Here is a 23756-nt window from a genome sequence, read left to right on the forward strand (position 1 = left end):
CCGTCATCCCATCTTATAACAATGCAAAGGGTGCTTATTTCGCGCCACTTATGCGTTTCCGCCACTGAAAGGCGGAAGGAATAAACAGAGGTCCGAGTGTCAACTGCAAACAAAACACCAAACAACGAAAGCGTGAGTCTGAACGCCTTCAAACAGCCAAAAGCGTTTTACCTGATCTTCTCCATCGAATTGTGGGAACGTTTCGGTTATTACGGCCTGCAAGGGATCATGGCGGTTTACCTGGTCAAAATGCTTGGCCTGAGTGAAGCCGATTCCATCACCCTGTTCTCTTCCTTCAGTGCACTGGTCTACGGCTTCGTGGCAATCGGTGGCTGGCTCGGCGATAAAGTGCTGGGGTCAAAACGCGTGATCGTGCTTGGCGCGATTGTGCTGGCGTTAGGTTATTCCTTCGTTGCCTATTCCGGCCACGAAGTCTTCTGGGTTTATCTGGGTATGGCGACTATCGCCGTCGGCAGTGGCTTGTTTAAAGCAAATCCATCCTCATTGCTTTCTACCTGCTACGAAAAAGATGACCCGCGTCTTGATGGCGCATTCACCATGTATTACATGTCTGTGAACATCGGCTCATTCTTCTCCATGCTGGCAACGCCATGGCTTGCCGCGCAGTACGGCTGGAGCGTCGCGTTCTCCCTGAGCGTGGTCGGTATGCTGATCACCATCGTGAACTTCATGTTCTGCCGCAAATGGGTAAAACGTCAGGGTTCAAAACCAGACTTCGCACCGCTGCAGTTCAAAAAACTGCTGATGGTTCTGGTCGGCGTGGTGGCACTGGTGTTCCTGTCCAGCTGGTTGCTGCATAACCAAACCATCGCACGTATGGTTCTGGGTGTGGTGTCCGTGGGTATCATCATTGTATTTGCGAAAGAAACCTTCTCCATGCAGGGCATTGCACGTCGTAAGATGATTGTTGCCTTCCTGCTGATGATGGAAGCGGTGGTGTTCTTCGTGCTGTACAGCCAGATGCCAACGTCGCTGAACTTCTTCGCGATCCACAACGTGGGTCATGATCTGCTGGGTATCAGCTTCCAGCCTGAGCAGTTCCAGGCGCTGAACCCGTTCTGGATCATGGTGGCAAGCCCGATTCTGGCGGCTGTCTATACCAAAGTGGGCGACCGTATGCCAATGCCGCACAAGTTTGCGATTGGTATGGTGCTGTGTTCAGGTGCGTTCCTGGTTCTGCCGTGGGGTGCAAGCCTGGCGAATGAGCAGGGTATCGTGTCTGTTAACTGGCTGGTGCTGAGCTACGCGCTGCAGAGTATCGGTGAGCTGATGATTTCAGGTCTGGGTCTGGCGATGGTGGCACAACTGGTTCCACAGCGTCTGATGGGCTTCATCATGGGTGCCTGGTTCCTGACTACCGCTGCGGCGGCGATCATCGCAGGCTACGTAGCAAACCTGACTGCTGTGCCTTCAGACATTGAAGATGCTCATGCTTCACTGGCTATTTACAGCCATGTGTTCCTGCAGATTGGTATCGCGACTGCCGTGATTGCGGTTCTGATGCTGGTCACAGCATCTAAACTGCACCGCATGACGCTGGATCGCGACACTGACGAAAAACAACCAGAACTGGCTTCCGCGCAGTAAGCGCAGAAAGAATCTGACGATGGTTGACGAACGCCTCCTCCGGGAGGCGTTTTTTATGGTGCAACGCCCTGCCCCTCCGCCGTTCCCCTGTTTTTCACCCCAAATAATACCGCCCTTTCCCGCTCTGCTTCGCCCGGTACATCGCGGCATCGGCGCGTGCCATCAGCGTATCGGGTAACAGCGGCTGACGGGCGCGTCCGACGGCCACACCGATGCTGGCGGATAATGCCACCGGAACCCCGGCCACCCGCTCGATGGCGTGTAATGCGCTCATCAGGCTGATGCAAATGCGGCTGACATCACTTTCGGTATTCACCAGATGCCCAAGCAAAACGGTAAATTCATCCCCGGCCAGACGCGCCACCACGTCCTGAGAACGCAGATGACTGCGCAGGGTATGACCGAAGAACTTCAGGATTAAATCACCAAATTCGTGCCCGTAGGTGTCGTTATAAGCTTTAAAATTATCAATATCCAAAAAGAGCAATGCGATGTCTTTATCTGCTTTTTCTTGTTGTCTGGCTGCATACATCAGGGACTGCTGAAACGCGCGCCGGTTAGGTAAGCCGGTCAGTGGATCGTGATTGGCTTCGAATTCCAGCTGCGCCTGTAATTCTTTAATCTCACTGATGTCTGTCGACAGGCCGTAGTAGCCCTGGCGGATATCGTCGCAGGGGATCAGCGTGGTATGCAGTACGCCGCCTTTGCCGTGACGGGAATGATGCGGCAACTCAATTTCGTAACTGACAGCAATGCCCTGTAAAGCCTGACGGATGTAGGGCTGAATTTTTTGATAACTGTCATCCCCGACCACTTCCCTGACCGTCTTCCCGCTGACCTGTGTTTCCTCAACGCCGTACCAGTTTGCATGGAAATGGTTCACAAAGGTGTATTGCTCGCTGGCATCTACATGGCAAATCAGCGCGGGAATGTTGTCGGTGATCGCCCTGAGACGGTTTTTACTTTCCGTCAGTTCACGCTCACGCGTCAGCCGCTGGGCGATTTCCTGATGTAACTGATCCATCGCCACCTGTAACTCGTTGGTGCGCGCCGCCACCCGCCGTTCAAGGTCTTCCTGCAGCGTATACAGCGCCTGTTCGATGTGTTTCCGTTCGGTAATATCGTTGATGACCACGATGTAGTGATGGGCTTCACCGGCGGGATTGCGCACCAGCGAGGCGGTCAGTGTCACCCAAAGCGTGCTGCCGTCAGCCCGTTGCAAAAGTTTTTCAACGCTGAAGCTGTTGATCTCACCGGAAAGCAAACGGGGAACCAGAATGTTCTCGGCATAAATGTCTTCGGGATGCGTGACGTCATGCAGCAGGCAGGCGCGCAGCTGATATTCGGCGTACCCGAGCATATTGCACACCTGCGGATTGATCCGCAGCCAGCGCCAGTCGAGGCCGACAAGCGAAAACCCGACGGCGGCGTGCGCAAATGTCTGTTCAAACAGGGCTTCACTTTTTGCCAGATTATCTTCCACCCGCGCCGTGTACTGACGGTTTTCCAGATGAAAAATGTAGCTTTGCACCAGCGCCGTCATGTCCGTCAACGTCTGCTGGTCTTCGTCGCTCCATTCCCGTACCCGATCATCAATCAGACACATGGCGCCCAGTGCGATCCCCTCTTTCGAGTGCAGCGCACAACCCGCATAAAACACAATGTGCGGGGCACCGGTCACCAGCGGGTTGTCATGAAAACGCAAATCGAGGCGGGCATCCCGCACAATCAGGGGGCCGGATTCCAGAATGGTGTGACCACAAAATGAGGTATCGCGGGGAGACTGGTTGATATCAACCCCGGTATGAGACAAAAACCACTGCCGGTCAGCATCAATCAGCGAAACAACCACCGCCCTGACCTGAAACTGGCGAGCGGCCATCCGGGTGATCCGGTCGATTTCCTCAATTCTGGGGGAATCCAGTATGCCCAGAGAAGCCAGTATGGCAAGACGAGCCTGTTCATCTACTGCCGGTTGAGGGACTAACATAATGCACTCTCAATGATTACTGGTGAATATTCCACCAAGTCTACTGTGTTTGTCCGAAAAGACGGCGCTGAATCCGCCCCTGAGAGGCAAAAATCAGAATAGTGACAGATCACGAAATGCGTATTTTTTTAACAGCTGGTGAACAAATAAGGCTAAATCAAACGATTAAAGCGAACTCACCCAATTCACATGCGTGGCATCCGCCTGCCCGGAAAGCTCGGCATCACGGCGGAATTTCTCCCGCATCTCTGACGGCGTTGCCCCGTAGAACTCATGGAAGTAACGGCGCAGCGAACTCAGCTCCAGCCCGCACTGGCGGGCGATGGCGGCCAGACTCTGATCTGACATGGAAGACGTACGCAGCAGTCGCTTCGCCAGCAACAGACGGCGGCTGCGGATAAACTGCGCGATGCCCCCCAGCGGCTCAAACAGGCGGTATAGCCCGGAGCGGGAAATGCCAAAATCTTTGCACAGAATATCGATACTGATCGGACTGCCCAGATGCTTTTCGATATACAGGCAGATGCGTTCAAGACGCGCGCTCTGCTCAAACGGGTGTTCCACTTTTTTGCCCGCCACCAGATGCAGCGTTTGCAGGAACACGGCAGCCGCCCCTTCGCCGGTGCTCAGGACTTCCTGCTCGGTCATCTGATCAAACACCTGCACCATGGTGGCAAAGTGATTGCGCAGGATGATATTGACCGGAGAAGTGGCCGGGATGCGTTTGCCGTGCAGTGCCGCAATGTCGACATTAAAATGCAGGCTGTGCTTGGGCATAATGATGTACTGGTAAGAACCGAGGCGCGGTTTCTGATCCCCCGGATATACATGGATCTTAATCGGCTGAGACATATCCTGAATCATGATGTCTCCCTGATTAAGCATAAATCGCTCGCCATAACACTGGCACTCCATGCCGCCGATGATGATGATGAAAATCACAATGTGATCCGGCATGGAAAACAGGTTGCCGTACTGGCGGTTAATATCATGCTCACTGACGGTCAGCACGCCACCAATGACGCGGCCAAAGTTGTAGCCCGTCACGCCCCAGTCAAATTCTTCCCTGTGACGGTCAGGCAATTCCAGTTTAAAACCGGCACTGGACATTCCGTCTTCCCATTCGTAAAAACGGGTTTCGAAATCCTGATAAATGTTGGCGCCGTCAACGATCTTGCGTGAAGAGGAGTCGCTCATTTTGTCACCGAAAATTAAGATAATTCCGAAACGATAATCCACGTCAGCCTGTGAAATCAATCCTCAGCAGCAATTGGTAATACTTTTTCACCGCAGACCCTTATTTTGGATATGCACAAAGCCTGTCTAAAAGACTGTGAAATCAGGCAGTAAACCGCGTTAACCGGCGGATTGTGCCCGCAGGTAATTCGCGATAATAATTTGCGGATCAGTTAATATTACCGGCGTTAACCGCACTTTTCGGTTTGCTATCCTTAATTAAAACTAAGTCAAATTAATGACTCAGAGAATCACCAGGAGCATGCGATGGAAAAAAGAAAGGTCCTGGATGAAGGACGTCAGCTGAAAAGAATCAATGCGGAAACCCGCAGGCAGTCGCATATGCATAAATGGTTTGCCATCATTGCGGCGCTCGATTGTGTGCTGGTTATTTTTTATGATCAGGACATGCGAAATATCGTTTTCTCGGCAGGCGTCTGTATCGTTTGCACCTTTCTGTGGCTCAAAGGCCGCAAACAATCCCGTGGTTATCGCCGCGAATGGGATGAAAAATTCGGCACCAAAAAGCATCACTGAGTGCTTTATTGCCGTATTATCCCGCGCCAGCCTCCTTCGTTTATAAAGAAATTCCTAAATTTACTGAAAGTGTTTCTGTCCGGTGCCTCTTATCAGTCAGAATAACATCCGGCATACCCGCAAATAACAACTCATACAATTTATGCATCTCGACGTTTACACGTTATTTATTTTTGAGCTTTATATTCTCATCCTGCTTACCGGGGTCATGCTGTTTGCATGGATCGGTGGCCGCAGGGATCCGACGCTCGGGCTTACCGCCCTGATGCTGGCCTTTTCTACCGCCGGAACCTTACTCAGCAGCTTCCGTTCAGGCGCCCATGACATTATTCCGGTGCTGTTGAGCAACATCACCATCCTGTTTTGCTACGGCATACTGTGGGCCGCTTTGCGCACCTTTACCGGACGGCGGATCCTGCTGCCCGTGGTGTTTGCCGGGCCGCTTATCTGGGCGCTGTTCTGCCTGTATCCTGTTTTTTATCACGCGCTTTCCCAGCGGATTTTTCTCGGCTCGCTGTTAATTGCCGGATATACGCTGCTGACCACGGTTGAGCTTTGGCATGCACGCAAACAGCTTCATGTGACGTTCTGGCCCGCGCTGCCGCTGAGTTTATTCCATGCCTGTTTCTATCTTGTCCGGCCGTACTTCGATGATGGCATTCCTTATGCGGAGACAGCGGGCGGTCATAGCAGCGGATTCTTCGCTATACTGATTTTTGAAGCTATTCTGTACGCTATCTGTCTGTCTTTCATCATTCTCGCCATGGTGTATGAGCGCGGGCAACTCGGTTATAAGCAAGCGTCCCTGCGTGACCCGCTGACCGGCGTGGGCAATCGCCGCGCATTTCTGGAATACGGTAATGAACTGATCAGAAAGCGTAAAAATAACGTATTCCCGCTACAACTTATCTTGTTTGATCTGGATAATTTCAAAAGACTCAATGATCAGTACGGCCATGCCGGTGGCGATTCGGCGCTGGTTTTCTTTTGCAACGTGGTCAATTCCACGCTGGGAAAAAAAGATATTTTTGCCCGTATCGGCGGTGAGGAATTTGCCTGTCTGACCACGCAACCCAAAGATCAGGCGATAAAAATGGCGGAAACTATTCGTTTTCAGCTGGCGCAGAATTCCCTGCATAATATCCCGATGACGGTCAGTGTCGGCATGGCATTCAGTGAACCGGAACAAGATTCGATTTCGCACTTATTAATCCAGGCAGATCATGCTTTGTATCGGGCAAAATCCGCCGGTAAAAACCGTATTGAACTGAGTTGATCGTTATTCACCCGAATAATATATCGAATACCTTACTTAGGGCGTGATAACCGATTGAATTTTAAAATTTAAAAACAACGGTAATATTCTCATCCAATTGTGAGTAATAATTGCAAAAAACAATCTGATGAGTTCACTGGCTTACACGCTCTGCCACATCACACTCATTTTCTGCTCGGGGTAGTTAACTCATGCTTACAGATATTGCGATATGCCAGGCAGTTCTTGATGCTCTTCCCGAAGCGACGGTTCTTAAAGATGACCAGCGGAAACTGGTGTTTCTTAATCAGAAAGCCAGTGAATTTTATGGTCGTCCGCGGGAAGAGTTGATTGGTCAGGATGTGTCTTTTTTTACGGATACTGAACAAGCGGCACGGCAGCGCCAGCGCGATATCGAAGTACTGGAAACCGGTGAAAAAACCGTTAATGAAGAAACACTGGTGGATCCGTCAGGTAAACGGCGCAATGTGCTGGTGCGTAAATCCCGCGTCACTCTGGAGACCCGGCATTTTATTCTGACCTCCATTATGGATATTTCGTTGTTACGCAGTTCAGAAGCGCAAATCCGTTACCTTGCCCGCCACGATGTGTTAACCGGCCTGCCAAACCGCACCGCACTGAACGAAGAGCTGAGCCAGATTGCGGCACAGCGCATGTATCGCCCCGAGCCGTACGCCCTCTTCCTGCTGAATTTGAACGATTTTAACTATATCAACGACACCTACGGTTATCAGGCGGGCGATGCGATCCTGTGTGAATTCGGTCAGCGTCTGCGTAATGAAGTCGGCAACAGCGGCACGGTGTCACGCATCGGCGGCGATGAATTCTCCATTATCTTGCGCAACAGCCCGAGCAGTGAAATGGCCAATAATCTGGCGCTGGAAATTCTGGTGATGATGCGCCAGCCGTTTACCCTGACGCGCGCCAACCCGATGATCACCATTTCATTCGGTATCGTGATGTTTGGTGCAGAGAACATTACCGCAGGCGAAATCATGCGACGCGGCAACACGGCGTTGCTGGAAGCCAAGCAGCGCGGCAAAAATATGTTTTCGTTTTACTCGGAACTGCTCGATGCCAGCAGCGTCAGCAAACGCATCATGGTGAAGGCGCTGGCCGAATCGCTGGCTAAAGAAGGCGATCTTTCCTGCGTCTATCAGCCGATTTTACGCAGCCGCGACGAAAAAGTGGTATGTGTCGAAGCACTGGCGCGCTGGAATCATGGGGTGCTGGGACAGGTCTCGCCGGTTCAGTTTATTGCGCTGGCTGAAGAAACCGGGCTGGTGATCCAGCTTGGGGAAATTGTTCTGCGTCAGGCATGCCGGGATATCAAAACCTTCGGCAAGCTGAATCTGGCGATCAACGTCTCTGCGGTGCAACTGGGCGAACCTGATTTCGGCCCCCGCATTCTGGCAGTTCTGGCGGAAGAGGATTTCCCGCCATCGCGGCTGGAACTTGAACTCACCGAAACATCGGTTATGAATGCCAACCCGGTCAGCCTCAGCCATCTGGCGACGTTACGTAAAGCCGGGGTGAAAATTTCCCTCGATGATTTCGGCACCGGTTACTCCAGCCTCAGTTTGCTGAAAGATATCTCGGTGGACAGTGTAAAAATCGACCGTTCGTTTGTGCAGTACGTCACAGAAGTGAACGATACTGCCGCCATCGTTTCTGCCGTCTCGCAGTTGGGCAATAAAATGCATCTCAATGTGATTGCCGAAGGCGTTGAAAATCAGCTGCAAAAATCCTTTTTAGTATCAGCAGGTTGCTCCCATCTTCAGGGTTATCTTTTTTCACGCCCGGTGCCGGTTGAAGTATTAAGTACCTTACTCAGCAATGAAATGAATATGCTGGCCGGTACCTGACCCCTGCATTCATTAGCACCATAGATAACTCAAAACACCTTATTAATTCATTCAATTGGCGCTCGTCCCTGTTTTACTGACATGATCCGAGGCTGATAAATCACGCCGTTTAAGGAATTACATCATGTCATCGTTTTCAGGTATCTGGGTCCCGCTGGTCACGCCTTTCCGTCAGGGTGAGATCGACTTTAGCGCATTGAAATCATTGTGCACCCGGCTGCTCAAACGGGGCGTTGATGGTGTTGTCGTTTGCGGGACCACCGGTGAAGCGCCGATGCTCACCAAAGAAGAACAGTTGCAGGTGCTGGATGCGGTACTGGAAATCGTGCCGGGTCATCAGGTGATCATGGGACTGTCCGGCACGCACATGCCGGTTATCCGCGACATGCAGGAGGCGATCCAATGCCGCCCGGTTGCCGGTCTGCTGATCCCCGCGCCGTATTACCTACGCCCTTCTCAGCCTGCGCTGGTGGCCTGGTTTAATGAAATTGCCGACCGCGCCACGGTGCCGGTGGTGTTGTACAACATCCCCTACCGTACCGGCGTGCATATGGAACTTGAGACCTTCCGCCAGCTGGCTAAACATCCGCGCATTACCGCCGTGAAAGATTGTGGCGGCAGTATCGACCTGACGCTTTCGCTGATTGGTGACGGGGAACTGGATGTGTTGTGTGGTGAGGACGTGCAGATATTTTCCACCCTGAGTCTGGGCGGTGCGGGCGCGATTGCTGCGTCATCGCATATTTTCCCGGAAGAATTTGTTCAGCTGATCCGCCAGTTCAGGGAGCAGGATATTGTTGCCGCGCGTAAAACCTTCTTCGGGCTGCTGCCGATGATCCGCCTGATGTTCTCAGCCCCGAACCCGGCGGCCATTAAATACGCCTTATCGCTGGATGGCCTGATGAATAATGAGTTGCGCTCACCCATGCTGCCAGCGCCGGAAAATGTTGAAGTGGCGGTGCGGGATTTTCTGAATCAGCATACCCGCTGAGGGAGCCCGTACTTTAGAATCTGCGCACCCGGACGCACTGTCACAATTAAAACGCTGACATTTGTGCCCGCCAGTTCTAGGATAGAAGCAGATTTTATATAAGCCTGTCGCTGCCCCGCGGAACCGGAATGTTTCGCGGGTTCTGCCGGGTTGCTCATCCAATGGAGTGTTTATGAAACTGTATTATAAATCCGGTGCCTGTTCCCTTTCGCCACATATCGTCCTGCGTGAAGCGGGTCTGGACTTCAGCATCGAGAAAGTCGATCTGGCGACCAAGAAAACCGAAACCGGTGATGACTTCCTCGCCGTTAACCCGAAAGGCCAGATCCCGACGCTGCTGCTCAATGATGGCAGTATTCTCACCGAAGGCGTGGCTATCGTGCAGTATCTGGCTGACCAGAAACCTGACCGCCAGCTGATGCCGGAACAGGGAACGCCAGCCCGTTATCACGCGCTGGAATGGCTGAACTATATCGCGACTGAACTGCACAAGGGTTTCTCGCCGTTGTTCAATCCAAAAGCACCGGAAGAGTTTAAGGCGCTGACCCGCGAAGCACTGAGCAAGAAATTTGCTTACGTGAATGAGTCTCTGAAAGGCAATCACTTCCTGCTGGGTGCCCGTTTCAGCGTTGCGGATGCCTATCTGTTCACGGTGATGGGCTGGGCGAAGGCGCTGAAGTTTGACCTGACTGCGCTGACCGAACTGAATGCTTATCTGGAACGTGTTGCAGCGCGTCCGGCCGTTGATGCGGCGCTGACGGCTGAAGGCCTGAAGTAATTTCCTGAGCCTGTAAAGCATCCACAAAAACGCCCCGTCTTTCATAGCCCGGGGCGTTTTTTATGGAGGCAAATCTTACAGTTTTACCGCCGGGAAATGGTGCTCAGGTTTAACCATTTTGTCCTGCGCCGCCACAATTTGCAGCTCGTATTCACCCATCGCGTGCGTGGTCAGCATCACTTCATAAACCGCCGCCGTGACGTGTTCCAGCGCTTTATCCAGCGCCTCGCCTTTCAGCAGATTTACCAGCAATAATCCGCTGGTCAGATCGCCAACACCCACCGGCTGACGTACGCCAAAATCCACCAGCGGACGGTCGATATGCCAGGCTTCATCAGCGGTGACCAGCAGCATCTCGAAACGGTCGCTGTGATAACCGGCACGGCTTAAATGTTTCACCAGCACAACTTTCGGGCCTTTGCTGATCAGTTCGCGGGCGGTACTGACCGCCTCTTCTACGCTGGCAACGGCATGGCCGCTGAGCAGCTCCAGCTCCAGCAGGTTTGGCGCGATGATGTCGCAATTCACCAGCGCCTGATTGCAATGGAATTCGGCCACGCCCGGTGCCACGATACAGCCTTTTTCAGGATGCCCCATGACCGGATCACAAAAATACCAGGCATCAGGATTGGCGGCTTTCACCAGACGGACAATCTCCAGAATGCTCTGCCCTTGCTCCGGCGAACCGATATAACCGCTCAGTACCGCGTCGCAATCCTTCAGACGGTCAATTTCCGCAATTCCCTGCGCGATTTCTGTCAGATGTGCGGCGGGCATCACGCAGCCGGTCCAGTGTCCGTACTGGGTATGATTGGAAAACTGAACGGTATTCAGCGGCCAAACGTTTGCTCCCATACGACGCATAGGGAATTCTGCCGCGCTGTTACCCGCGTGCCCAAAAACGGTATGTGACTGGATAGAAAGAATGCTTTTCATGAGGATTTCCGATTGCAACGTCATCGGGGGAGATGGCGGAATAGCTGTGATCAAGGAACAAGAACGGGAGACTTTTCAGCCTCCCGCCCGGCCGGACGAAAATTTATGCCCAGAGCAATAAGGTGTAGTTCTTTTTACCGCGACGTAGCAAGGTGTAACGACCAAACAGACGATCGCTGTCGGTGAAGCTGTATTCGGTATCGGTCTGTTTCTCGCCGTTCACTGACACCGCGTTGGACGAGATCATCGTGCGCGCCTGACCTTTAGACGGTGCCATACCGGCAATCACCAGCGCCTGTTGCAGGTCGGTGTCACGCGGTACTTCAAACAGTTCCAGGCCGTCCTGCGCCAGCTGACCAAAATCGACTTCGGTCATTTCGCTCAGGGAACCGGAGAACAGGCTCTGGGTGATGCGTTTTGCCGCGGCCAGTCCTTCTGCGCCGTGGACCATACCGGTCACTTCTTCCGCCAGAACGTACTGCGCGCGAGGCGCTTTGCCGCTGGTTTTGTCTTCTTCTTCCAGCGCATTGATGTCTTCAATGCTCATGAAGGTGAAGAACTTCAGGAAGCGGTAAACATCGGCATCCGCGGTGTTGATCCAGAACTGGTAGAATTTGTACGGGCTGGTTTTCTTCGGATCCAGCCACACTGCGCCACCTTCGGTTTTACCGAATTTCGTGCCGTCAGATTTAGTGATCAGCGGAACGGTCAGGCCGAACACTTGTTTCTGGTGCAGACGGCGGGTCAGGTCGATACCGGAGGTGATGTTACCCCACTGATCGGAACCGCCGATTTGCAGCTCGACTTTGTGCAGATCGTACAGGGAAGCAAAATCGTAACCCTGCAACAGATTGTAAGAGAACTCCGTGAAGGAGATGCCGCTGTCGTCGCGGTTCAGACGCTGTTTCACCGCTTCTTTGTTGATCATCTGGTTAACAGAGAAGTGTTTACCGATATCACGCAGGAAGGTCAGCACGTTCATGCCGCCAAACCAGTCATAGTTATTGGCGGTGATGGCGCTGTTTTCACCACAGCTGAAATCCAGGAACGGCGAAACCTGCTGGCGGATTTTTTCTACCCATTCGTTCACGGTTTCATTGGTGTTCAGCTTACGCTCGGTGGCTTTAAAGCTCGGATCGCCGATAAGACCGGTCGCGCCGCCCACCAGCGCCACAGGCTTGTGCCCGTTGAGCTGGAAGCGTTTCAGGCAAAGCAAAGGCACCAGATGTCCCAAATGCAAGCTGTCTGCGGTAGGATCGAAACCGCAATAGAGTGCAATTGGCCCTTGCGCCAGTCGCTCTGCTAACGCTTCTTCATCCGTCACCTGGGCAATGAGGCCCCGCTCTTGCAATTGTTTAATCAGGTTGCTGCTCGCCATCAAAGACTCCGTTTGTTTGTACTCAGAAATATGTACTGAATGTGTGCAGATTCATGTCTGACATCATGCCGCGCATGTGCCTTTTCTCTCACCTTTACGGGGAACGACATAGAATAAAGCGCCCGTCGTCAGAGCGCTAGGAAATCGCGTCTTTTTTCGTGGTTAAGGTGCGAGGCGGTCTATTTTCCAGCCAGTTTCGGTTTCTGCTTCGTCACGCTGATAGATGAAACGATCGTGCAGGCGATGTTCGCCCCCCTGCCAGAATTCCATCGAATCCACTTTGACGCGGAATCCACCCCAGAAACTTGGCAACGGCACTTCGCCATTGCTGAATTTTTGTTTCAGTTCGAGGAATTTGCTTTCCAGTACGCCACGCGCCGAAATCCGGCTGGATTGCTGTGAAACCCACGCGCCGATCTGGCTGTCTTTCGGGCGGCTGGTGAAGTATTTCATCACTTCCAGCGTCGACAGGCGTTCTGCCTGGCCGAGCACGATCACCTGCCGGTCCAGCATATGCCACGGGAACAACAGGCTGATGCGGGAATTGTTTGCCAGTTGCTGCGCCTTACGGCTGCCCAGATTGGTGTAGAACACCAGTCCCTTTTCATCATAGTGCTTGAGCAACACGATACGCTGGAAAGGTTGTCCGCGCTCATCCACCGTCGCCACCACCATCGCCGTCGGGTCTGCCAGACGGGCATCACAGGCCTGTTTCAGCCAGTGTTCAAACAAAGGCAGCGGCTCCGGGGTTAAATCTGCACGACGTAGCCCGCCACGGGTGTATTCACGGCGCGAGTCCGCGATATCAAACTCTTTGTTATCAGACATATGGATTCAGTTGCGTATCAAAGAAAGGTAAACGCATTGTGCACCCGCCGCGTCAGGATCTCAATGTTCCTGACGCGGGGCGTAAGAAAGGTAAAGCGGAGGGGATAAATTCTATTGTTGCACGCAGTCATCAATGATGACGTTCTCACCGCGCTGCACAAACGCCTGATTGCCTTTCGACCAGAAGGTATAACGGCCATCGCTGTAACGGGTGCCGGACGCCGCTTCAACTTGTTTCAGTTTCAGCTGCTCGCCATCGAGGACCATATCCACCTGTTGCGCCGGTTTGTTCAGCGTAACGGTGAGCGGCAATGTGCCGCACTGGTAATGCAATTCGGTTGTCGGGCTTTCCGTCTGATGTCCAAACTGGCTACACCCGGCCAGCGTTAACCCTGCTAAAGAAGCGATAATCGCCTTTTTCATTCCGTACTCCCTGATGGTCTTCGTTTATCTCTTGTATGTACCACGCCCGCAGGCGCAGCACATTGAGATAAAACCGAGAACGCATCAGGCGCGGGTGGAAACTACCGGATATATCGCCCCCAGCAGCGTTTCACGGCTTGCGCCGGTCACCGACGGAAGATTACCCGACTGGCCGGATAACGTCCTGAACGCCAGCCAGGCGAAGGCCAGCGCTTCCATGTCATCACCACTGATACCGCAGGCATCGGTAGTACAGACTTCCGTGCCGGGCAGCATGGCGGACATCCGCGCCATCAGCAGCGGATTGCGCGCGCCGCCGCCGCAGACCATCAGGCGATCACAACCGCCCGCCAGCTGAACCTGCTCGGCGATGCTGACCGCTGTCAGTTCGGCGAGGGTGGCCTGTACATCCGCCGCAGGAATTTCCGGGACGCGTGACAGCTGTTTTTCCAGCCACGCGGCGTTGAAATATTCCCGTCCGGTGCTTTTTGGCGCGGGCTCAGCAAAGTAAGGATCTGACAGCATCTGTTGCAACAGACGCAAATTCACCCGTCCCTGCATGGCCCATTCAGCGTTTTTGTCATAAGGTTTGGCCCGATGACGCCAGATCCACGCATCCATCAGCATATTGCCCGGCCCGGTGTCATAGCCGCGTACCGGCTGGCCCGGCAGCAGCATCGACAGGTTCGCGATGCCGCCGATATTGAGGATCATCCGCCGCTCTGCCGGATCCGACAACAGCGCCTGATGGAAAGCCGGAACCAGCGGTGCGCCCTGCCCGCCCCAGGCCATGTCGCGACGGCGGAAATCGCCGACGGTAGTGATACCGGTCATGGCGGCGATACGGTTGTTATCCCCCAGTTGCATCGAGAACGTCACTTCGCCTTTTGGCTGATGCCAGACGGTCTGTCCGTGACAGCCAATCGCCGTCACCTCTTCAGGGGCAATATTGGCGCTTTTCAGCAACCCGAGGATCGCTTCACCGAATAATATTCCCAGTTGGGTATCCAGCGTGCCGACCTGTTCGAGAGTCACCTGTTGCCCCTGACACATACTGAGGATGGCATTTTTCAGCGCAGGGGGAATAGGATGCGAATAACTGGCCTGTTGCGCGACCATACGTTCATCAATCGCGGCCAGCACGACGTCAACACCGTCGAGGCTGGTGCCGGACATGACCCCGATATAGCGACCTGACTTCATAGATAACATCCTAAACTCCCGAGAAAAGTGTCCGACAAAAGTAATAGCTCCAGAGTAATCGGTATTTGAATGACAACGCCATGAGTTACTGAATTTTTATTACACCTTGTGATGACTTCGTGTTTTTCTTGTTACGTTTTTTTATTCTTCAAAATAGCTGTGAGGGTTTAATAACCAATAACATCATTTCCCGTCAGTATTTTTGATTTGGCACAAGGCTGTCTAAAACCTAAACCTGCGTTTATTATTAGTTGAGCACGGCTGCTGTATACTTGGAGTAAGTGAAGCAGATATGTTATATGACACCTTCGACACTGATGTTGAACCCTGTACCGTTTTTCTCTGTTGTTGGCGCTCTTCTGAAAGCAGTTCAGCAGCATTAAAAAGGAGCTATTTATGATTAAGCGTTTACTCGTCGTCGCACTGGCCGGCGTTTCCCTTGCTGGCTGCGTCAGCGATAACTCTCTGTCTGGCGATGTGTACTCCGCCTCTCAGGCGAAACAAATTCAGCAGGTTACCTACGGTACTATCGTCTCTACCCGTGCCGTACAAATCCAGGGCGGTGACGATGCCAATATCGTCGGGGCACTGGGTGGTGCCGTCTTAGGTGGCTTCCTGGGTAACACCGTCGGTGGCGGTTCGGGTCGTAGTCTGGCGACGGCTGCCGGTGCTGTGGCGGGGGGCGTTGCAGGTCAGGGCGTACAAAGCACACTTAACCGTTCTAACGGTGTAGAGCTGCAAATCCGTCGTGATGACGGCACAACCATTCAGGTGGTTCAGAAAGCCGGCCCGACCAAATTCAGCGTCGGCCAGCGTGTCAGCATGGCGAGCAGCGGCAGCACCATTACCGTTTCTCCGGGTGCCTGATTTCCCTGGCCCTGAAGCAAAAAACCGAAGCCAATGGCTTCGGTTTTTTTATGGGTCGAACTTAACCGGCAGATCAAAAGCAACGCTGTGTGACGGACTAAAAAGAGGTGATTCTTATGATTTGCTTTGCAGGGAAGCAATATTTTTTTCCAGCCGGGACAACATCCCGCCCAGTTGTTCAATTTCAGCAGAAGACATGCCGGACAAAATCTCTTTGCGCGTGGAATCAATCACTGACTCCATCTCATTGATGATTGGCGCGGCTTCTTCTGTCAGCTTGATGCGCTTAGCACGGCGATCGCTCGCACATGTCTGACGGGTGATCAGCTTCTTTTCTTCCAGCTGATCCAGGGTACGAACCAGAGACGGTTGCTCAATCCCGATGGCTTTCGCCAGCTGAATTTGCGACTGTTCCGGTGGTAACATATTGATATTATGTAAAGTTACCCAATGTGTTTGCGTGAGTTCCAACGGTTTTAACCGATCGTCAATCAACGCACGCCAGGCACGAACTAATCGTGCTAGATCTGACCCCAGATTCGATTCCAATTATCCCCTCCTTATAATTAGCATGCTAAGATAACTCCCCAGAGTTTAGCTTAGTTTTAGGAACTTTAATCGAGAAATTACAATTCTATATATAATGGTAGGTACTATTGCATCCGGAAGCGGCGTCTCTGCTTCCAAAGGTAAACTTGTTTATAACACAATCACCGGCAGAGATTAATATTGTGAATGCGCAAATGTTTCACTCAGGCTTCCCGCTACCGGATCTGGTCCTGGGTGCCTCACTTTATTTCCCCCCGATGTTCAAAGCATTTTTACTGGGGTTAGTATTCTGGCTGCTGATACACCGGGTGCTGCGTGACTGGATTTATTCCGGTGAAGTCTGGCATCCCACCCTGATGGATTTATCTCTTTTTGTGATCTCTATTTGTGCCGCCCTGATGCTTATGGTGAACCTCTGAAAATGAAATTTAAGACACTCAAATATTTCTCCACGGTGCTGGTTTTCGCGGTCGCAATATGCGCAGGTTGGTGGATGTGGAATTATTATATGCAGTCTCCCTGGACCCGCGACGGGAAAGTACGGGCCGAGATTGTCGATATCACGCCGGAAGTGTCCGGGCGAATTATTGATATCCATATCCATGATAATCAGTTTGTTAAACGCGGTGACGCCCTGTTTAGCCTCGATCCGGTGCCGTTTAAAATTGCCGTTGATAATGCCGATGCGGCAGTGGCAAAAGCGGCGGCTGATTTAGCGAAGGCCAATCATGAGGCGCAGCGCCGCAGAGGACTGGGCACCAACGTTATTTCCGCTGAATCTCTGGATGAATCGAATATCAATGCCAAATCGATGCAGGCGGCCTATCAGGCTGCGCAGGCGTCATTAGAACAAGCTAAATGGAATCTGAGTAAAACCAATATTGTGGCCCCTGCTGATGGTTATATCACCAATTTACAAACCCGCCGGGGTAACTATGCCACAACCGGCACACCGCTGGTCGGGCTGGTAGATATTCATTCGTTTTACGTGCTCGGCTATTTCGAAGAAACCAAACTTAAGAATATTCGTGAAGGCAGTCAGGCAGAGATCACGTTATTTAATGGCAATATTCCTTTGCAGGGTCGGGTAGAAAGTATTGGCCGCGCCATTTATGACCAGAGTCTCGACACGCCGGAAGATTTACTGATGAACGTGAAACCGAATGTCCCGTGGGTCAGGCTGGCGCAACGCGTGCCGGTGCGTATCAAACTGGAAAATGTGCCGGAACATGTGGTTCTGGTGGCCGGTACCACCTGCACCATTTCGATTCGCCATTAAGGCTGCCCGGTGAACCTTTCCTGGCTCGAATGGAAAAATACCCCGTGGGGAAAAGCCACCGGCGGGCAATGGCGTTATGCCCTGCGCAATTCCATCGCGATGATTCTGGCGCTGTATATCGCATTTGAATTCCAGATGGATGAGCCTTACTGGGCACTGACGTCAGCGGCCGTCGTGAGTTTCCCGACGGTCGGCGGCGTGATCAGCAAGAGCATTGGACGTATCATCGGCAGCCTGCTGGGCGCAATGGGCGCGGTGTTTATCGCCGGACATTGCCTCAATGAACCGTGGCTGTTTACCTTTGCCATTGCCGCGTGGCTGGGTCTTTGCACCTATATCTCGAACCATTATCAGAATAACGTCTCCTACGCCTTTGCGCTGGCGGGTTATACCGCGGCGATCATCGCGTTCTCGACGGTCGATGTGACCGATCCGACGCAGATATTTGATATTGCCCAGGCCCGCGTCGGTGAAGTCATTACCGGTATTTTATGCGGCGGTTTTATGATGATGGTGCTGCCCAGCACCTCCGACGGCGACGCCCTGCTCACCTCGCTGCGCAAGATGCACACGCAGTTGCTGGAACACGCCCAACTACTGTGGCGCACTGAAATTTCCGATCAAATCAGAACCTCGCACGAAGGGCTGATCGGCCAGATTCTGACCATGAACCTGCTGCGCATTCAGGCGTTCTGGAGCCACTACCGGCTGCGGCGTCAGAACAACGTGCTGAATTATCTGCTGCATCAGCAATTACGCATGACCAGTTATATTTCCAGCCTGCGTCGTATGCTGCTCAACTGGCCACACCCGCCGGAGAATTTACCGGAGGTGCTGGCAGTACTGCTCGACGAACTGCGCAGGCCCGATACCGATAAATATAAGCTGTCGAAAATTCTGCAACACATCCGGCCGCAAGACACCTCGGATTTCCGCCATCAGGCATTCTGGCTGCGTTTACGCGATTTCTGCTGGCTGTACCTGCGCAGTGAACGCTGGTTACGCCGGGTAGAAAATGCCAATGCGGCGGAAGCTGAAAACATCCAGCCGCCGAAAATCAGCCATCTGGCGCAACATACCGACACGGTGGAAGCCGCCTATAACGGCCTGCGGACTTTCCTGTGCATCGTGATCGGCTGCGCGTTCTGGATGACCACGCAATGGGATTCCGGCGCCGGTGCGGTGGCACTCACCGCCGTCAGCTGCGTGCTGTATTCTTCCACCACCTCACCGATCAGCAGTGTCACCCTGCTGATCAAATCGCTGGGCTTATTGTTTGCCGGTTGCTTCCTGCTCAAATTCGGATTGATGATCCAGCTCGACAGCTTCTGGGTTTTCTGTGCCTTCTTCCTGCCGATGTTAGTCACCATGCAGATGATGAAACTGCAATACAAACGTTATGCCGGTTTATGGGGTCAACTGATTGTTTTTATGGGATCATTTCTGGCCGTTACCAATCCCCCGGACTATGACTATCAGGCTTTTATGAATGACGGCGTGGCAAAAATTGCCGGTGTGATGCTGGCAGGGATTGCCTTTCAGGTATTAAGGCCAAGTTCTGATAAACGTAAAAGCCGCCGCATTATCCGCGCCCTGCGCCGTGATTTTATGGATCAGCTGAGCCGCAAACCGTCGCTGAGCCATTTCCAGTTTGAGTCGCTGATTTATCACCGGATGAATCAGCTCAATCAGAGTAAGGATCAGATCTCGCGTACCTGGTTGTTGCGCTGGGGTGTGGTGCTGCTCAATTGCAGCCACATCGTCTGGCAATTACGTGAATGGGAAACCCGCTCTGACCCGCTTTCTGCGGTGCGTGACGTCTGTATTCATTGCCTGAAAGGCGTGATGACGGAGCGCGGCGTCAGCCATGAAAATCTGGACGCCACGCTGATCGAACTGTTGCGGATGAGCAATTCACTGACTCATCATCCTGAACCGGCGGCGCGTGAACTGGCCGGTGTGATCTGGCGTTTATACTGCTCGCTTTCTCAGTTGCAGCAGGCCATCTCAACAGACGATGGCCCGGCGGGTCCGGTGGTCAGCACCACAAAACCCGCGTAAGACATTACGGAACGTCGTAACCGATCGCCGCTTTACGGATGCGGAACCATTGCTGACGGGTCATATTCAGGGACAATGACTGCCAGGCGGATTGCACGCGCTCAATTTTGCCGGAACCGATAATCGGCAACGGCTGCGATGGCAGACGCATCACCCAGGCGTAGACCACCTGCTCGATGGTGTCTGCGCCAATTTCCTGCGCAACGGCCTGAAGTTCATCGCGCAGTGGCTGGAACTCCGCCTCGCTGAACAGACGACCGCCTCCCAGACAAGACCAGGCCATCGGCCTGATACGCAGTTGCTGGCAAAGATCCAGCGTGCCGTCCAGAATGGCGGGCTGATGGATTGGCGATATCTCCACCTGATTGGTCACCAGCGAAAAAGGCAGGCGCGACTGTAACAGGCTGAACTGCGCTGGCGTGAAGTTGGACACGCCGAAATGCTTCACTTTGCCGCTTTTGTGTAACTGCGTGAACGCCTCTGCCACTTCATCGGCATCCATCAGCGGATCAGGACGGTGGATCAGCAGAAGATCCAGATAATCCGTCTGCAGATTGCTCAGCGATTTCTCGGCACGCGCCACGATATAGTCTTTATCAGTAATGTAATGCCCGATTTTATTGTCCGGATCCGCTTTGGTTGCGATGCCACATTTGCTGACCAGTTGCATTTTCTCGCGCAACGCCGGTTTAAGACGTAATGCCTCACCAAACGCCGCCTCGCACTGATAATCGCCATAGATATCGGCATGGTCAGCCGTGGTGATACCCAGCTCAATGTGCTGTTCCATAAACGCCAGCACCTGTTGCGGCGTCATATTCCATTCCATCAGGCGCCAGTAACCGCAAATCAGTTTAGAGAAATTCGGGCCTTGCGGAGAAATCGTGGTACGAGCTTCCATTTTGATTCCTTTATATTTTTCGTAAATTCATCCGACAGAATACACAACCGGATGAACGCTGTATTGATGCCGGCGGGGGAAATACAAAGAAGTGAGAGGTACGCACTCAAAACAGTTCCGGTTGCTCCGGCAGAGGCTCATCCGGTTGTTTTCCGGCCCGCTGCTGGCGCAGTAAACGCTGCTGGCATAAGCGCAGCACATGGCGTTTTTCCGCGTCGGTCATTTTCATCCAGCCGAAACGTTCCTCACGGCTGCGCAGGCAACCACGGCAATAACCGCGCTCGTCAGCCTGACAAATGCCACGGCACGGACTGGGGATTTCAAAAAACTCAAGTTGCTGGGCCACACGCCCTCCGCCAATAACGGTGAACTTTCATTCAAGACGTTTTCCGGCTATCCCGCAAGGTGATTTGTGAAAAGGCACTGTGCGCGTAGTCACCGGGGCTGTTGATACGGTAAAAAGGGGGAATAACGACCTGATCGCATCACCGGAAACCTTTTTATTAACCGTATGCGGATCAATCCATTAACTTCGGAGTGACTGAAATGAGTAAGCTTTTCACGCCAATCGTTGTTGGCAAAAACACCCTGCCTAACCGCGTTTTTATGGCGCCGCTGACCCGTCTGCGTAGCATCGAACCAGGTGATATCCCTACGCCGCTGATGGGGGAATACTATGCCCAGCGCCACAGTTCCGGGCTGATCATTACCGAAGCCACACAGGTGTCCTTCCAGGCGAAAGGTTACGCCGGTGCGCCTGGCCTGCATACGCCTGAGCAAGTCGCGGCATGGAAAAAAATCGTCGCCGGTGTGCATCAGAAAGACGGTCGCATTGCCGTTCAGCTGTGGCACACCGGTCGTATTTCGCACAACAGCGTACAGCCGGACAACCAGACGCCGGTTGCACCCTCAGCTGTGAATCCGAATACCCGTACCAGCCTGCGCGACGAACAGGGCCACGCCATTCGTGTCGATTGTCCGACGCCACGCGCGCTGGAACTGAGCGAAATTCCGGGCATCGTGAATGATTTCCGTCACGCGGCAGCCTGCTCCGCCGAAGCCGGTTTCGATTACATCGAACTGCATGCCGCGCACGGTTACCTGCTGCACCAGTTTATGTCTCCGGCCTCTAACCTGCGCGAAGATCAGTACGGCGGCAGCATTGAAAACCGTACCCGCCTGACGCTGGAAGTGGTGGATGCCGCCATTGACGCCATCGGCGCAGACCGTGTGGGGATCCGTATTTCTCCGATGGGGCCATTCAACGGGCTGGACAACGGCGAAGACCAGGAACAGGCGGCGATTTATCTGCTCGACGAACTGAACAAACGCAAACTGGCCTATCTGCACATTTCAGAACCAGACTGGGCAGGCGGCAAACCTTATACCGCAGAATTCCGTGCGGTGATCCGTGCGCATTATCAGGGCGTGATTGTCGGCGCAGGCGCTTACACCGCCGAAAAAGGCGAAGAGCTGATCGAAAAAGGTTACATCGATGCCGTGGCCTTTGGCCGCAGTTATATCGCCAACCCGGATCTGGTTGAACGCCTGAAATCCCATGCGCCGCTTAACGAGCCGAAACCGGAAACCTTCTACGGCGGCGGTGCTCAGGGCTACACAGACTATCCGACACTGTAATCAATAAAAATTAATGCACCCTTGTTTGCAGCAGCTGAGTACCCTCCGGCTGCTGCTTTTTTTGGTCAGTCATTCAACAACCGGTTGGCGTAATACAGACAAAACGGCAGCTATCGGTTAGGCTTGACCCGATAATTCTCATCCTGCAAATAAAGAGGAACCTATGCGTTTACTCCATACCATGCTTCGTGTTGGCGATCTGCAACGCGCTATCAGTTTCTATACCGATGTGTTAGGCATGCGCCTGCTGCGCACCAGCGAGAACACCGAATATAAATATTCCCTGGCCTTTGTCGGCTATACCGAAGAAAGCGAAGGCGCGGTGATCGAACTGACCTATAACTGGGGCGTCGACAGCTACGATATCGGCACCGCTTACGGTCATATCGCGCTCGGCGTGGATAACGTGGCACAAACGTGTGACGACATCCGCAATGCAGGTGGCAAAGTCACCCGCGAAGCCGGCCCGGTGAAAGGCGGCTCGACCATTATTGCGTTTGTTGAAGATCCGGACGGTTACAAAATCGAACTGATTGAATCCAAACATGCCGGTCAGGGTCTGGGCAATTAATTCACCCTGAATGCTGCAAGGGGCGCTACCGCGCCCTTTTTTATTGCCCGATTTTTGCCACACCCCTGCAAGCGGCGGCAAAATTTGTCATAATGCGCGCTGAATTCGATGAAGATAAGAAACTAATGGCCGAGAATAGTGACATTAACGCCCTGAGAGGCCGTTTCCGTGGTTTTTATCCGGTGGTTATTGATGTAGAAACTGCCGGATTTAATGCCCAAACCGATGCGTTGCTGGAAATAGCGGCGATCACCCTGAAGATGGATGAGGACGGCTGGCTGCAAAGCGATGAGACCGTACATTTCCATGTTGAACCTTTCGAGGGGTCAATTCTGGTGCCGGAAGCACTGGCATTCAATGGTATCGATCCGACGAACCCGCTGCGCGGGGCAGTCAGCGAATATGACGCCCTGCACGAGATTTTCAAAGTCATCCGTAAGGGCATGAAAGAGCAAAACTGCAACCGTGCCATTATCGTGGCGCATAATGCCAATTTCGATCACAGTTTCCTGATGGCAGCAGCGGAACGTGCCGGGCTGAAACGCAATCCGTTCCACCCTTTCGCGACATTCGATACCGCCGCCTTGAGCGGTCTGGTGCTGGGGCAAACGGTTCTGGCGAAAGCCTGTATCAGCGCGGGAATGGTGTTTGACAGCAGTCAGGCGCATTCCGCGTTATATGACACCGAACGCACCGCAGAACTGTTTTGTGAGCTGGTAAACCGCTGGAAACGCCTGGGCGGCTGGCCGCTGGCGATGACCGCAGACGAAGCCGAAACGGCACCGGAAGAAAATCAGCAATAGCGGATTGAGTGCGGATAGCAGACAAAAAAAGAGCGACA

At 53.1% G+C, this 23756-nt stretch carries 23 protein-coding genes; 13 read left to right on the top strand and 10 right to left on the bottom strand.

All coding sequences use genetic code 11. The features are described from left to right. Positions 1–96 precede the first annotated feature (96 nt). Positions 97–1608 (top strand): dipeptide/tripeptide permease DtpA, encoded by a 1512-nt coding sequence (dtpA, locus tag EDF78_RS16985; RefSeq protein ID WP_095921492.1) that lies wholly within the window; start codon positions 97–99, stop codon positions 1606–1608. A 94-nt stretch (positions 1609–1702) separates the two neighbouring features. Here the strand turns inward: dtpA and EDF78_RS16990 are convergent, their stop codons facing one another. Further along, positions 1703–3598, bottom strand: a complete 1896-nt coding sequence (locus tag EDF78_RS16990) for a diguanylate cyclase (protein ID WP_095921491.1) — start codon at positions 3596–3598, stop codon at positions 1703–1705. 165 nt (positions 3599–3763) lie between these two features. Further along, entirely contained in the window at positions 3764–4795 is a 1032-nt protein-coding gene (locus EDF78_RS16995; RefSeq protein WP_095925102.1) for an AraC family transcriptional regulator, read from the bottom strand. Between the two features lie 306 nt (positions 4796–5101). On the opposite strand from EDF78_RS16995, the gene EDF78_RS17000 reads away from it, so the two are divergent. The 5 genes from EDF78_RS17000 (at position 5102) to gstA (ending at position 10281) form a co-directional block, all read left to right on the top strand. Beyond that, entirely contained in the window at positions 5102–5371 is a 270-nt protein-coding gene (locus tag EDF78_RS17000; RefSeq protein WP_095921490.1) for a hypothetical protein, read from the top strand. A gap of 208 nt (positions 5372–5579) precedes the next feature. Then, positions 5580–6647 carry a GGDEF domain-containing protein gene (locus tag EDF78_RS17005; protein WP_162928662.1) on the top strand — a complete coding sequence of 356 codons (1068 nt, stop codon included), beginning with the start codon at positions 5580–5582 and terminating at the stop codon, positions 6645–6647. A gap of 191 nt (positions 6648–6838) precedes the next feature. Beyond that, on the top strand, positions 6839–8512 hold the full coding sequence (locus EDF78_RS17010) for a GGDEF domain-containing phosphodiesterase (RefSeq protein WP_133823543.1): 1674 nt from the start codon (positions 6839–6841) through the stop codon (positions 8510–8512). Positions 8513–8636: 124 nt separating this feature from the next. Next, positions 8637–9503, top strand: a complete 867-nt coding sequence (dapA, locus tag EDF78_RS17015; RefSeq protein WP_133823544.1) for a 4-hydroxy-tetrahydrodipicolinate synthase — start codon at positions 8637–8639, stop codon at positions 9501–9503. A gap of 172 nt (positions 9504–9675) precedes the next feature. After that, positions 9676–10281, top strand: a complete 606-nt coding sequence (gstA, locus tag EDF78_RS17020) for a glutathione transferase GstA (RefSeq protein ID WP_095921486.1) — start codon at positions 9676–9678, stop codon at positions 10279–10281. 75 nt (positions 10282–10356) lie between these two features. Here the strand turns inward: gstA and pdxY are convergent, their stop codons facing one another. The 5 genes from pdxY to anmK all read right to left on the bottom strand — a co-directional run bounded on the left by pdxY (position 10357) and on the right by anmK (position 15049). Beyond that, entirely contained in the window at positions 10357–11217 is an 861-nt protein-coding gene (gene pdxY / locus EDF78_RS17025; protein WP_095921485.1) for a pyridoxal kinase PdxY, read from the bottom strand. 103 nt (positions 11218–11320) lie between these two features. Continuing rightward, positions 11321–12595 (bottom strand): tyrosine--tRNA ligase, encoded by a 1275-nt coding sequence (gene tyrS / locus EDF78_RS17030; protein WP_095921484.1) that lies wholly within the window; start codon positions 12593–12595, stop codon positions 11321–11323. 162 nt (positions 12596–12757) lie between these two features. Then, positions 12758–13423, bottom strand: a complete 666-nt coding sequence (gene pdxH, locus EDF78_RS17035) for a pyridoxamine 5'-phosphate oxidase (protein WP_095921483.1) — start codon at positions 13421–13423, stop codon at positions 12758–12760. Between the two features lie 111 nt (positions 13424–13534). Next, the gene (locus tag EDF78_RS17040; RefSeq protein WP_095921482.1) at positions 13535–13846 is read right to left on the bottom strand and encodes an MliC family protein; all 312 of its coding nucleotides are present in this window, start codon (positions 13844–13846) and stop codon (positions 13535–13537) included. A gap of 84 nt (positions 13847–13930) precedes the next feature. Next, positions 13931–15049, bottom strand: coding sequence for an anhydro-N-acetylmuramic acid kinase (anmK, locus tag EDF78_RS17045; protein WP_119826243.1), 1119 nt, complete (start codon positions 15047–15049; stop codon positions 13931–13933). Between the two features lie 396 nt (positions 15050–15445). Here anmK and EDF78_RS17050 point away from each other — a divergent pair, with 396 nt between their 5' ends. Further along, entirely contained in the window at positions 15446–15916 is a 471-nt protein-coding gene (locus EDF78_RS17050; RefSeq protein WP_095921480.1) for a glycine zipper 2TM domain-containing protein, read from the top strand. A gap of 114 nt (positions 15917–16030) precedes the next feature. Here EDF78_RS17050 and slyA read toward each other — a convergent pair whose 3' ends face one another. Then, the gene (gene slyA / locus EDF78_RS17055; RefSeq protein ID WP_095921479.1) at positions 16031–16465 is read right to left on the bottom strand and encodes a transcriptional regulator SlyA; all 435 of its coding nucleotides are present in this window, start codon (positions 16463–16465) and stop codon (positions 16031–16033) included. 194 nt (positions 16466–16659) lie between these two features. Between slyA and EDF78_RS17060 the strand changes: the two genes are divergently transcribed. Genes EDF78_RS17060 through EDF78_RS17070 form a run of 3 tightly spaced genes read left to right on the top strand, consistent with a single transcriptional unit; the run spans position 16660 to position 19805 of the window. Further along, positions 16660–16884, top strand: coding sequence for a DUF1656 domain-containing protein (locus EDF78_RS17060; RefSeq protein ID WP_095925101.1), 225 nt, complete (start codon positions 16660–16662; stop codon positions 16882–16884). A 2-nt stretch (positions 16885–16886) separates the two neighbouring features. Then, the gene (locus EDF78_RS17065) at positions 16887–17744 is read left to right on the top strand and encodes an HlyD family secretion protein (RefSeq protein WP_095921478.1); all 858 of its coding nucleotides are present in this window, start codon (positions 16887–16889) and stop codon (positions 17742–17744) included. A 9-nt stretch (positions 17745–17753) separates the two neighbouring features. Continuing rightward, complete coding sequence (locus EDF78_RS17070) at positions 17754–19805, top strand: FUSC family protein (RefSeq protein WP_133823545.1); 2052 nt, start codon at positions 17754–17756, stop codon at positions 19803–19805. Between the two features lie 4 nt (positions 19806–19809). On the opposite strand, the gene EDF78_RS17075 is transcribed toward EDF78_RS17070, so the two are convergent. Further along, a complete protein-coding gene (locus EDF78_RS17075; protein WP_095921476.1) occupies positions 19810–20706 on the bottom strand; it encodes an aldo/keto reductase family oxidoreductase in 897 nt (298 codons plus the stop codon). A gap of 106 nt (positions 20707–20812) precedes the next feature. Continuing rightward, positions 20813–21052 carry a DUF1289 domain-containing protein gene (locus tag EDF78_RS17080; protein WP_095921475.1) on the bottom strand — a complete coding sequence of 80 codons (240 nt, stop codon included), beginning with the start codon at positions 21050–21052 and terminating at the stop codon, positions 20813–20815. A gap of 200 nt (positions 21053–21252) precedes the next feature. Between EDF78_RS17080 and EDF78_RS17085 the strand changes: the two genes are divergently transcribed. The 3 genes from EDF78_RS17085 to rnt all read left to right on the top strand — a co-directional run bounded on the left by EDF78_RS17085 (position 21253) and on the right by rnt (position 23718). Continuing rightward, entirely contained in the window at positions 21253–22344 is a 1092-nt protein-coding gene (locus tag EDF78_RS17085) for an alkene reductase (RefSeq protein WP_095921474.1), read from the top strand. A 163-nt stretch (positions 22345–22507) separates the two neighbouring features. After that, a complete protein-coding gene (gene gloA / locus EDF78_RS17090; RefSeq protein ID WP_013576081.1) occupies positions 22508–22915 on the top strand; it encodes a lactoylglutathione lyase in 408 nt (135 codons plus the stop codon). A gap of 92 nt (positions 22916–23007) precedes the next feature. Next, positions 23008–23718 carry a ribonuclease T gene (gene rnt, locus EDF78_RS17095; protein WP_095921473.1) on the top strand — a complete coding sequence of 237 codons (711 nt, stop codon included), beginning with the start codon at positions 23008–23010 and terminating at the stop codon, positions 23716–23718. Positions 23719–23756 lie beyond the last annotated feature (38 nt).

Source organism: Rahnella sp. BIGb0236 (genome assembly GCF_004364755.1).
GTDB lineage: Bacteria > Pseudomonadota > Gammaproteobacteria > Enterobacterales > Enterobacteriaceae > Rahnella > Rahnella victoriana.